Origin of the sequence: Acinetobacter sp. 148 (assembly GCF_031196675.1) — a bacterium.
GTDB lineage: Bacteria > Pseudomonadota > Gammaproteobacteria > Pseudomonadales > Moraxellaceae > Acinetobacter > Acinetobacter baumannii.
In genome coordinates, this window is record NZ_JAVIMT010000014.1 from 118,588 (window position 1) to 131,023 (window position 12,436).

Genomic DNA, 12,436 nt, shown 5'->3' on the forward strand with positions numbered 1-12,436 from the left:
ACCTAAGTAAGGTCAATGGATTTTAACGAATTTATTGGCTTTTTGATTGACCTAAAATGTCGCCAATATTGCACAATAATAGATCAATAAAAGTGAAAAGATAAATGACTATTATTGATTGTTAGACAGTTTTTCTAAAAATAAGTTTATGATAATTAAGAAAAATAAAATAATTTAAAATAACTATTGTTAAAATTGATGGAAAGGGATTTAATATTTTGCTGCTAAATGATGCATTTTAAAATGTATTGCACCAATTTAATTCATTACTATGCTGAGGACCGTGCATTGAAATATAACAACCTGAATGAATTCCTGAATTACGTGCAAGCGCGTGATCCGCATCAACCTGAGTTCTTACAAGCTGTCGAAGAAGTAATGACGAGTTTGTGGCCATTTATTGAAAAAAATCCAGAATATGCCGAGCAGGGGTTGCTAGAACGTTTGGTGGAACCAGAACGTGTGATCCAATTTCGCGTTTCATGGATGGATGATCAAGGGCAGACTCAAGTTAACCGTGCTTTCCGTGTTCAATACAATTCAGCAATTGGTCCATTCAAGGGGGGGATGCGTTTCCATCCGTCGGTCAACCTATCTATTTTAAAATTTTTAGGGTTTGAGCAAACTTTTAAAAACTCACTTACAACTTTGCCAATGGGTGGAGGAAAAGGTGGTTCAGATTTTAACCCTAAAGGTAAATCTGATGCTGAAATTATGCGATTCTGTCAGGCACTTATGATTGAGCTTTACCGTCATTTAGGTCCAAATACCGATATCCCTGCTGGAGATATTGGTGTGGGTGCACGTGAAGTAGGTTATATGGCTGGCATGATGAAAAAGCTCAGTAATGACACGGCATGTGTGTTTACAGGTAAAGGAATTTCATTTGGCGGTAGCTTAATGCGCCCTGAAGCAACAGGCTACGGTACGGTTTATTTTGCAGAAGAAATGCTAAAAACACGTGGGCAGTCTTTTGCTGGTAAAACCGTTTCGATATCTGGTTCTGGAAACGTTGCGCAGTATGCTGCTGAAAAAGCAATGTTCTTAGGTGCAAAAGTGGTTACGCTATCGGACTCAAATGGTACCGTTTATTTAAAAAATGGTTTTACAGATGAGTTGCTTGCTGAAGTTATGGAACTCAAAAATATCCAGCGTGGCCGTATTTCAGAATTTGCTTCTAAGCATGGCTTTGAATATTTTGAAGGGAAGACGCCTTGGCATATTCCTGTAGATATTGCCTTACCATGTGCAACACAAAATGAATTAACTGGCGAAGATGCCAAAACGCTCATCGCTAATGGGGTAATTTGTGTGGCTGAAGGCGCTAATATGCCATCTACACTTGAAGCTGTTGAGCATTTTATTGAAGCTAAGATTTTGTATGCGCCTGGTAAAGCTTCTAATGCAGGTGGGGTGGCAACGTCTGGTTTAGAAATGTCTCAGAATGCGATTCGTTTAGGCTGGACACATGCTGAAGTCGATGAACGCTTACATGCAATTATGAAAGATATTCATGCCAATTGTGTTAGATACGGTACTAAAGAAGATGGTACTGTGAATTATGTAGATGGTGCCAATATTGCTGGTTTTGTAAAAGTTGCTGATGCGATGCTTGCACAAGGTATCTATTAAAATATAGAAATAAAAAAATCCGATGCAAAAGCATCGGATTTTTTTAGTCTAAAACTTATTTTTTAGGCTTTTTAACGAGTTCTTGTTCTACAACCATATCTAACACATCTGCTTGGCTAGATTGATCTGCTGCTGGATTTTTCACTTCAAAACGTTTTACACGTAAGATTACGCGTTGGTTTGGATTGTGTTCAAAACCTTCGATTTGACCATAATATAATGACCAGTTTTTGTCAGCGTAAGTTTTTACGCCTTTGTCATCATATTTAACTTCACGAACTTGCAAGCAAGTTTGTGGTGCAACACCCGTACAAGATTTAGTTTCTGGCGCTACTTCAAGGAAAACAGTTTTACCTTCAGATTGATATTTTGCTTCAGGTGTCATTTTACCTGTGAAAGTATATTTCTGGCCTTGAGCATCAGCTACTGTCAATGTTGGTTGATCAACATTTGTTGTATTGAGTTCAAATGGAATCGCACGTTTTTGGAACAGGCTGCTAGAGAATTGTTCCTGTTTCATTAAAGCAGGTTCACAAGCCATCATAGTTGACATGACGTCAGTCGTTACAATCGTATTGTTTTCAACTTTCCAAGTGGTGCCTTGGCGGTTACAACCTGTATCAATCGATAAACGGTCGTTTGTAAAGTTAAGAACAATCGGCTTTTTAGTATTCTCAGGTTGGTATGACCATGAATAATCAGTTAAAGCTTGAGTATTAGTTGCTTTTGCGCCTTGGAAAATATGCTTTTGACCTGCTTTATCTGTCACGCTTAAGATTACCTGACCATTGTTATTACTAATTTCGATTGGCAATTTCGCTTCACTAAAGATGCTATTAGACAATTGTTCTTGTTTCATTAAATCGTCTTGGCAAGCCATCATTGTTGATGCAAGTGGAGAAGTTACAAGTTGGTTGCCTTCAACTTTCCAAGTACCGGCTTGGCCATTACAGCCAGTGTTAATTGCTAATTTACCGTCTGCATTAAAGTTAAGAATAAGTGGTTTAGATGCTTTTACATTTTGATAAGTCCAAGCATATTCACTTAAAGTAGTAGCCAAATTTTGTTGTTGCTCAGATACAATTGGAGCTTGAGTGTTTGAAACTGTTTGACACGCCATCAAAGAAAAAGGTAATAACGCAAGAATTAAATATTTAATTTTCATTTAAAAAAACTTCAAGTAAAAAAAACAACAGCACTAAGCTTAAAACATTCTTAAAAAAAGAAAATGTAAACATTTGATTGTTTCGGTTTTTAAAATGTATAAGTTTGTAAATTATTCTATTTTTCAACAAAAATAGTGGTATACCCCGCAAAACGGGGGTATTTTCCAAAAATTAATCAAAGCGGTATATATCCATACCTAATGAGCCCATTGTGAAGCTACTATGAACAATCGTAAAACGATGTCCCGTACCCATAGCAAAAAACAAAGGTGCAAAATGCTCAAGTGAAGGATGATTACGTTTCACAAAAGGCAGGGTTTGCCACTCTAGTACACCATCATAGTCTTGATGACTCAGCTTACTGACTACTGTATTTCTAAAAGTTGAAGCCCATTCAGGTACTTTCGAATTGTCACCTTGCCAAGACAGTTCAGCAAGATTATGGGTAATACTTCCAGAACCGATCAGTAAAATTTGTTTTTCACGTAAAGGTGCCAGCGTTTGGCCAATCCGATAAATTTCCTGTGCAGTTAGGCCCATAGGTAAAGAAATTTCAACGACAGGAATGTCTGCTTCTGGATACATATGTAAAAGAGGCATCCATACGCCGTGGTCACGAGGGCGAGTGCTATTGGCATGTGCGACAAAATGAGCATCTGCTAACAACTTCAAAATTTCTTCTGCAAGTTCGGGTTGACCGGGGGCACTATAGCGAATTTCATACAACTCTGGCGGGAAACCACGGAAGTCATGCCAAGTTTCCGGACGAGTCGAACTACTTACTTCCAGTGCTTTACTTTCCCAGTGAGCAGACATCACTATGATTGCCTTTGGAGTAGGCAGATTTACACTAAGACGATGTAAGGCAGGACCCACTTGTTCTGGATCAAGTGCAAGCATGGGTGAACCATGTGAAATAAACAGTCCGGGAAGGGTTTGTAGTTCCATTTCATTACACCTGAGTTGAAAAGCAGAATAATAGTCATTATGCCAAAATCAGGACATGTTAAAAGTATCCTGATTTCAACGTATTGTTCTTAAAATGAAACGTTTGTTCTTTTTATGCACGGTGGTAAGGATGATTATGATTAATACTCATTGCTCGGTAAAGTTGTTCGATTAATAAAATACGTACTAAAGGGTGCGGCATGGTAAGTTTTGAAAGTGACCAGTGCCAAGCAGCGGCTTTGCGTACTTGATCTGACAAGCCATCTGGGCCACCAATAGCGAGTGCCACATCATTACCTTCAAGCATCCATTGTTTCATGGTGTCTGCTAGTTTTTCTGTACTGAGCTCGCGTCCACCAACTTCAAGAGCAATTAAGGTTTCATTCGGTTTTAAAGCATTTAAAATACTTTCACCCTCGATTTGACAGTATTTTAAAATATCTGCTTCTGAATCATTTTTACCGCGTTTTGCCATTGGGAGCTCAATAACCTGAGTTTGAACAAAAGGCTGGATGCGTTTGAAATAATCTTCAAAACCAGTAAGTACCCAAGCAGGCATTTTTTGACCAATGGTCAGAATACGAATTTTCATGTTGTCTATTCAGTCAAAACAGCTGGCACATTATACCTGAGGAGAGGTTAACTGCGGGGGAGTAAGTGGGCATAAAAAACGCAGTCCAAAAAACGGTGTTGGACTGCGATCAAATGATCATCTGTCTGGAGTTCAGATGATCATAGAGAATAAAAACAAGGCTATCTGTGACATAAGATAGACAAGAGCAAATAATAGAATTAATTACTCTTACTTCTTATTATGAGGATGGTTGGATATTTTTCAATCAAATTGTGTAACAAAAAAAAGAGAGCCGAAGCCCTCTTTTTTTATATTTAAATTAGTGACGCGCTGCTTTTGAGCCTTCCACCGGTTTTACAATCGGTGTTTTAGGTAAAGGCTTTGGCATCGAAGTTAATGCTAAAGGTAAGATTTCATCAATGCTTTTCACAGCTTTGATTTCTAATCCTTCTTTCACATTGTCTGGAATTTCTGCCAAATCACGAACGTTATCTTGAGGAATAAAGACGAGCTTGATTCCACCACGATGTGCAGCAAGAAGTTTCTCTTTCAAGCCACCGATACGCATCGCACGACCACCTAGACTTGTTTCACCTGTCATTGCAATATCTGGTCGAATCGCAATTCCAGTAAATGCTGATACAAGTGCAGTTGTTAACGCTAAACCAGCAGATGGACCATCTTTTGGAGTTGCACCTTCAGGTAAGTGAACGTGTACATCAGTTTCTTCAAAGCGAGATGCTTCAATTCCAAGTTCATCGGCACGTGTGCGTACTACAGTCATTGCTGTGGTAATTGATTCTTTCATTACATCACCGAGTGAACCAGTTGTAATGAATTTACCTTTACCTTTAACAGCTGCAACTTCAATAGTAAGCAATTCACCACCTACAGAAGTCCATGCCAAGCCATTTACACGGCCTACTTGTGCTTCATCTTCGGCCATACCAAAGTCAAATTTATGTGGACCTAGGTATTCAGGAAGATTGGCAGAGGTAACGTCAAGCTGTAAGTTTTTAGATTTTTTACTTACTGCTTCTTTTACGACTTTACGTGCAATTTTAGAAACTTCACGTTCTAAATTACGTACACCAGCTTCACGTGTATAACGTTGAACAATGTCACGAATCGCTTCTTCATGAATAGTTAACTCTTTTGGACGTAGGCCATTGTTCTTAATTGCTTTAGGAACAAGGTAACGCTCAGCAATGTTAACTTTTTCATCTTCGGTATAACCCGGTAGACGAATAACTTCCATACGGTCCAACAAGGCTTCTGGAATATTCATGCTGTTTGCAGTACAGATGAACATCACTTCAGAAAGGTCAAGATCAAGATCTAAATAGTGATCGTTGAACTTACTGTTTTGTGATGGATCAAGCACTTCAAGCAAAGCAGAAGCAGGATCACCACGGTAGTCTTGTGCCATCTTGTCAATTTCGTCGAGTAAGAACAATGGGTTCTTCACACCAACTTTTGTTAAAGACTGCACGATTTTACCTGGCATCGCACCAATATAAGTACGACGGTGTCCACGAATTTCTGCTTCATCACGTACGCCACCAAGCGCCATGCGAACAAATTCACGACCTGTTGCTTTCGCTACTGATTCACCGAGTGAAGTTTTACCAACCCCTGGAGGTCCAACCAAGCAAAGGATAGGGCCTTTGAGTTTTTTCACACGTGATTGAACAGCTAGGTATTCAACAATACGATCTTTAACGTCATCAAGACCATAATGATCGGCATCAAGAATCTCTTGCGCTTTGTTCAGGTTAATACTGACTTTGCTCGCTTTGTTCCATGGCGTATCTAGAATCACTTCTAGATAGTTACGTACCACAGCAGCTTCACTAGATGCAGGCTGCATTGCTTTAAGTTTACGGAACTCAGCTTCGGCTTTTTTACGTACGTGTTCAGGTAAATCAGCTTCAGCAAGACGTTTCTCTATTTCAGCAACGTCATCTTCAGCACCGCCATTCATATCGGAAAGTTCACGTTGAATGACTTTCATTTTTTCATTTAGAAAGTATTCACGTTGGTTCTTTTCCATTTGGCGTTTTACGCTGTCATGTAAAGTTTGCTCAATTTGCTGTTCAGCAGATTGATTCATCAAGTAGTTCATCAACTCTTGCAAATGAGCTTCAAACTCATCGTACTCTAAAAATTTCTGCTTAATTTCAATATTTAGAGGCACACGAGTTGCTACGAAGAACATCAATTGCAATAAGTCTTCTATTTTGTTGGCAGCAGCAACCAGTTCACGTGCATTACGTAATTTTGCTTCTGCATATTGAGCAAATAAGTTACGTAACTCTTGTAAACGAGTTTCTTGCGTTGCCTTATCTACATTAATCGTCATTGGACTTAATTCATGTTCGGCAGTCAAATAACTATCTTCATCGATAATTTTTTTCAACTTAGAACGATGTAAGCCTTCAATAAGTACTTTAATGCAGTTTTCATCATTTTCATGATTAACTACTTGTACAATCTTAGCGACTGTACCGTACTGGTATAAATTGTCGTGATCAATTTCTTCTGTAAGCGAATCTTTTTGCGCAACTACAAATACTAAATTGTCACTGTTACGAGCCACATCAACTGCATTGATCGATTTTTCACGACCCACAAATAGCGCAATTTGCATGTGTGGATAAACCACCACATCACGTAAGGCTAATAGTGGTAATACACTTGGAACCTGAGGCTCTAAGTCAGTTTTTTCATTCATAATAAGTTCAGACATGGGCACTCCTAATGAGTGACAACGAGGTTGCCATGTTTTTTATAGTGATGTGTATTTTAAAAATTACAAGGGCATGACAATAGAAAATGTTGAAAAAAGGACTAATTTAGTCAACTTTTTTTTAAAAATGTTATGAATCAATAGATTAATTCTTAAGAAGAATAAAATTTTGTAGAGCGGCTACTCATTTTTACTTAATAATTCTTCTTCTCTTACTGGAGCAAGACTTGTTTGTAAGTAAAATTATTTGTTTAGTTTTAATTTTAAAATACATATTTTTATTAAGTATATTTAAATATTAATTATTTATATCATTTGTCTGATATTAGAATAATCATACTATAATTTATAATATACAACTGTATTTTTATAATATATTTTAAATAAAATTAGATATTATTTTTAGAGCTAATATTCTATTTTTTTAAAGTAAAATTGATTTTTTAAAATATTTATATTTAATTAATTTGATAAAAAATAAACATTTATTTAGAGCTATTATTCTATTTTAAAATAAAGTTACTTATTATTAACAAAAACAATACACAATATTTATAATTTAAATTTTATTTAGGTAATTCAAAAACTTAAAATTAATTATAGAAATATATTTTGTGATTAAAATCACAATTTTTCTTATCTTTGTTTCGGTTTTATATTTACCCTTTAAATTTATTCAATTAGGATGCCGCCTCTTTTTTTGGGGCCAAAAATTTTAAAAATGTATTTGTACATTTTTATTGGTCGTTGAGTTCGGTATTTGTCTGAGAAGTTTTATGAATAAAGTTTACAAGGTCATTTGGAATGCTTCGATTGGAGCATGGGTTGCAACCTCTGAAATTGCAAAAAGTAAAACAAAGACTAAATCAAAAACTTTAAATGTATCAGCGGCAGTTTTATCGGGTGTAATTTGTTTTGCTCCAAATGCTTTTGCTGGGACAAATACCGAAGGGGGAATAGGCCAAGGAACATCCATTTCTGGTACAACTTCATGTCGTGAAGGAAACGCTAATACGGCTAATCAAAAAGATATTGCTATTGGCTGCGGGGCACAAACTCAAGACCGAACTGGCTCTAACATCGCAAATCGTAATAATCCATATAATAATTCTACCGGTGCTTATGCTGGCGCAATGAAACAAGGCGGAGCAATCAGTGTTGGTACGGGGGCTGTAGTTGAGAAAGGCCTAGGAACAGCAATAGGTTCTTATGCGACGACTCAAGGTATTTCAGGTGTTGATGCAAGCCGTATACAAATACAGGCGAATAGCCAGACCGACTTATACAAGCAGTGTAGTAGTAACAATAGTTCACAACTTATTCAATGTTTAGCGCCAAATAGACGTGTTAATATAAGCTGGTAAATAATCTGCTATATAAAAGTAATCCTATTTCTTAGGATTACTTTTATGAGTTATAAAAATAAGAAAAATCATAATAAATCTTTTTATTTATTTGAATTTTAATGATTTTTATAAAATATTTCGTATTTAAAATATATTAATATTTCGGTGAAAGATATTAATATATTGAAAATATTAAATTTCCATCAATACAACTTAGCTAAATTTATATTATTTTTATGTAAAAATAATATAAATATCAGCAACTTGTGTTTTATTTTTAGCAATTAAAGAATTTGAATGATAAAAAACATCTTGATTGTAAAAAAATGTAACAACAGTCTTTTTAATGTTTAACGTTAAGAAAAATTAAAAAATTGATTAAATTACTATTTTTTTTTTAAGTATGGAAAAAGTTAACAATATTTATCACTTGTTGTGACTTTGTTTGATTTTGATATTTAAAAATGTGATTTACTTCTCAAAATAAAAAAGATATTTTCACAAAAAATAAGCAATTTAATTGTTTTGATTGCAAAACTTTACAAATGTAAGCGTTAAGTTTACGGGTGGGAATATGAATAAGATATACAAAGTGGTATGGAATGCTTCTATTGGTACATGGATTGTTGTATCAGAATTAGCTAAAAGCAAAACGAGAACTGGTTCTGTTTCATCCTCTTCCGAAATAACTGGTTCGCAAAATGAGATTGTTTCTAAAGAAAAGAAATTTAGACCTAAGGCACTTGTATTATCTATCATCTCCTGTTTAGCCGTTTCACATGTGTGGGCTGACTACACAAACTTGTATGGTTCAATTATCGATACAAGTCCAACCATTAGTAATGGTATTGCAATAGGAGCAAATACGGGTACTCCTGCTACTGCAAATGATTCTAATGGATTAGCCGTTGGATCAAGAGCAAATGCCAGCGCAGCAGATTCAACTGCATTAGGAAATTATGTAAATGCGACAGGGGTAAACTCAACAGTAGTTGGTGGACAAGCTAGTGCTGCTGGTGCGCAATCAATTGCACTTCAAAATAACAGTGATGCAGATCTTGTCGCAGAAGGTTTGGCAACAGGGTCATCTTTTACAGCAGTTGATAGTGCTTCTAGCTACAGTGTCGCAATTGGTGCGATGAGCCAAGTTGTTGGTTCAACAGCAGCAATGGCAATAGGGAAAAATGCTCAAGTTAACAGTGGTGCAAATAATGCTACTGCTATTGGTAATACAGCGACTGTAGACACAAATGCGGTTGATGGTGTTGCTATAGGAACTAACAGCTTAACCTCAGCAGCAAATAGTGTAGCGCTCGGGCCAAGATCAACTGCGAATGTAACAAATTCAGTTGCTTTGGGTGCAGGATCAACAACTACGGTACAAAGTGGCAACTCATATATAACAAATGTTGCAGCATCTACGACAAATGGTGTTGTTTCAGTGGGTTCAGCAACAAATACTCGACGTATTCAAAACGTAGCCGATGGTGCTGCCGATTCAGATGCGGTTACGGTTGCTCAGTTAAAAGATGTAAACAATCGTGCTGTGGGTAATACGACAGCATTAGGTGGTGGCGCAGCATATAATCCTGCAACAGATGTATATACACCACCAAGTTATACAATAACAAAAACAGATGGAACGACTTATACTCCTGTTAATACCGTGTCTGGTGCGCTAACTAATTTAAATAATGAAGTTGTTAAACCTATTACTTTTGCTGGTAATACAGGGAGTTCAGCAAATAATTTAGGTACAACACTTAATATCACTGGAGGAGGTTCAACTGCTGGAACCTATTCTGGAAATAACTTAAAAACGGCTGTGACTGGTAACACAGTTAATATTCAAATGGCTGATGCACCTGTTTTCTCTGGGACAGTTACGGCTGGAAACTTAACTACTGGAGGTTCATTAAATGTTACTGGTGCAAGTAACTTAAATGGCGGTGCAAACCTTAATAATCAGAAAATTACCAATTTAGCAGCAGGTACGATTTCTTCTACCTCTACAGATGCAGTAAATGGTAGTCAGTTAAATACCACAAACCAGAATGTAACCACTGCTCAGAACACAGCAAACACAGCGGTGACTAATGCGGCAGCAGCTCAAAATACGGCAAACACGGCAGTCACCAATGCTGCAGCAGCACAAGCGACAGCAGATAAAGGCCTAAACTTTAGTGTTAATGGTGGTACAGCAGACAATGTGAAGCTGGGTGAAACGGTTAACTTTGCCAATGGCACCAACACCACAGCAGTATATGACCCTGCAACCAATACCTATAAATACAATGTCAATGACAATATTGCATTAACCAATGCAGGTAGCTTAACAGTTGGGAATAGCAAGGTTGATAACAGTGGCTTAACCATTACTGGTGGTCCAAGTGTAACCACTGCAGGTATTAATGCGGGTAATCAGAAGATTACTAACGTTGCGGCAGGTACTATTTCATCTACATCAACAGATGCAGTAAATGGTAGTCAATTAAATACCACAAACCAGAATGTAACCACTGCTCAGAACACCGCAAACACAGCAGTAACGAATGCGGCAGCAGCCCAAGCGACAGCAGATAAAGGCCTGAACTTTAGTGTCAATGGTGGTACGGCTGACAATGTGAAGTTGGGTGAAATGGTTAACTTTGCAGATGGAACCAACACCACAGCAGTGTATGATCCTGCAACCAATACCTATAAATACAATGTCAATGACAACATTGCATTAACCAATGCAGGTAGCTTGACGGTCGGTAACACCAAGGTTGATAACAGTGGCCTAACCATTACAGGTGGTCCAAGTGTAACGACTGCAGGTATTAATGCTGGTAATCAGAAGATTACCAATGTTACAGCTGGAACTATTTCTGCTACATCAACAGATGCAGTGAATGGTAGTCAGTTAAATACCACAAACCAGAACGTGACCACTGCTCAGAACACCGCAAACACAGCAGTAACGAATGCAGCAGCAGCCCAAAATACGGCAAACACGGCAGTGACCAATGCTGCTGCTGCCCAAGCGACAGCAGATAAAGGCCTGAACTTTAGTGTCAATGGTGGTACGGCTGACAATGTGAAGTTGGGTGAAACGGTTAACTTTGCAGATGGAACCAACACCACAGCAGTATATGACCCAGCAACCAATACCTATAAATACAATGTGAATGACAACATTGCATTAACCAATGCGGGTAGCTTAACGGTAGGTAACACTAAAGTTGATAACAGTGGCTTAACTATTACTGGTGGCCCAAGTGTAACGACTGCAGGTATTAATGCGGGTAATCAGAAGATTACCAATGTTACAGCTGGAACTATTTCTGCTACATCAACAGATGCAGTGAATGGTAGTCAGTTAAATACCACGAATCAGAACGTGACCACTGCTCAGAACACCGCAAACACAGCGGTGACGAATGCGGCAGCAGCCCAAAATACGGCAAACACGGCAGTGACTAATGCTGCTGCTGCACAAGCGACAGCAGATAAAGGCCTGAACTTTAGTGTCAATGGTGGTACAGCTGACAATGTGAAGTTGGGTGAAACGGTTAACTTTGCAGATGGAACCAACACCACAGCAGTATATGACTCAGCAACCAATACCTATAAATACAATGTGAATGACAACATTGCATTAACCAATGCGGGTAGCTTAACAGTAGGTAACACTAAAGTTGATAACAGTGGCTTAACTATTACTGGTGGCCCAAGTGTAACGACTGCAGGTATTAATGCGGGTAATCAGAAGATTACCAATGTTGCGGCAGGTACCAATGCGACTGATGCTGTCAATGTTAGTCAGCTTGATGCATTAAGTACCTCAAGCAACAACAAGACTGATGCCTTGGGCAACAGCACAGCCAACAATCTGGGCGGTGGTGCAAGCTATGACAGCACTACAGGTGCAGTAAGCTCACCAACTTATGTCACTACTAAAACTGATGGTACAACAGTTAATGCCAACAATGTCGGTGATGCCTTAACTAACCTGAATAATGAAGTGGTTAAACCGATT

At 37.8% G+C, this 12,436-nt stretch carries 6 protein-coding genes and 2 pseudogenes; 4 read left to right on the forward strand and 4 right to left on the reverse strand.

From position 1 onward, the window contains the following. Positions 1 to 228 precede the first annotated feature (228 nt). Positions 229 to 1,632 (forward strand): NADP-specific glutamate dehydrogenase, encoded by a 1,404-nt coding sequence (gdhA, locus tag RFX69_RS02315; protein ID WP_000972056.1) that lies wholly within the window; start codon positions 229 to 231, stop codon positions 1,630 to 1,632. A 55-nt stretch (positions 1,633 to 1,687) separates the two neighbouring features. Here gdhA and RFX69_RS02320 read toward each other — a convergent pair whose 3' ends face one another. The 4 genes from RFX69_RS02320 to lon form a co-directional block, all read right to left on the reverse strand. Then, entirely contained in the window at positions 1,688 to 2,797 is a 1,110-nt protein-coding gene (locus tag RFX69_RS02320; protein ID WP_272403615.1) for an META and DUF4377 domain-containing protein, read from the reverse strand. A 172-nt stretch (positions 2,798 to 2,969) separates the two neighbouring features. Further along, on the reverse strand, positions 2,970 to 3,746 hold the full coding sequence (locus tag RFX69_RS02325; protein WP_000423001.1) for a dioxygenase: 777 nt from the start codon (positions 3,744 to 3,746) through the stop codon (positions 2,970 to 2,972). A 112-nt stretch (positions 3,747 to 3,858) separates the two neighbouring features. Next, entirely contained in the window at positions 3,859 to 4,338 is a 480-nt protein-coding gene (gene rlmH, locus RFX69_RS02330; RefSeq protein WP_000702193.1) for a 23S rRNA (pseudouridine(1915)-N(3))-methyltransferase RlmH, read from the reverse strand. 301 nt (positions 4,339 to 4,639) lie between these two features. Continuing rightward, positions 4,640 to 7,069, reverse strand: coding sequence for an endopeptidase La (gene lon / locus RFX69_RS02335; protein ID WP_001292274.1), 2,430 nt, complete (start codon positions 7,067 to 7,069; stop codon positions 4,640 to 4,642). Between the two features lie 776 nt (positions 7,070 to 7,845). Here lon and RFX69_RS19375 point away from each other — a divergent pair. The 3 genes and pseudogenes from RFX69_RS19375 to RFX69_RS02350 all read left to right on the forward strand — a co-directional run. After that, positions 7,846 to 8,307: pseudogene (locus RFX69_RS19375) on the forward strand (ESPR-type extended signal peptide-containing protein); the annotation flags it as partial. Beyond that, positions 8,302 to 8,433: pseudogene (locus RFX69_RS02345) on the forward strand (outer membrane assembly protein BamE); the annotation flags it as partial. The pseudogenes RFX69_RS19375 and RFX69_RS02345, both read left to right, overlap by 6 nt. Positions 8,434 to 8,989: 556 nt before the next feature. Further along, positions 8,990 to 12,436, forward strand: a 3,447-nt coding sequence (locus RFX69_RS02350; RefSeq protein WP_309168596.1) for an ESPR-type extended signal peptide-containing protein, incomplete at its 3' end; no start/stop codon positions are given.

Coding starts and splice junctions, on each gene's coding strand:
- gdhA (WP_000972056.1), top strand. CDS start 229: ATGATGCATTTTAAAATGTATTGCACCAATTTAATTCATTACTATGCT.
- RFX69_RS02320 (WP_272403615.1), bottom strand. CDS start 2,797: ATGAAAATTAAATATTTAATTCTTGCGTTATTACCTTTTTCTTTGATG.
- RFX69_RS02325 (WP_000423001.1), bottom strand. CDS start 3,746: ATGGAACTACAAACCCTTCCCGGACTGTTTATTTCACATGGTTCACCC.
- rlmH (WP_000702193.1), bottom strand. CDS start 4,338: ATGAAAATTCGTATTCTGACCATTGGTCAAAAAATGCCTGCTTGGGTA.
- lon (WP_001292274.1), bottom strand. CDS start 7,069: ATGTCTGAACTTATTATGAATGAAAAAACTGACTTAGAGCCTCAGGTT.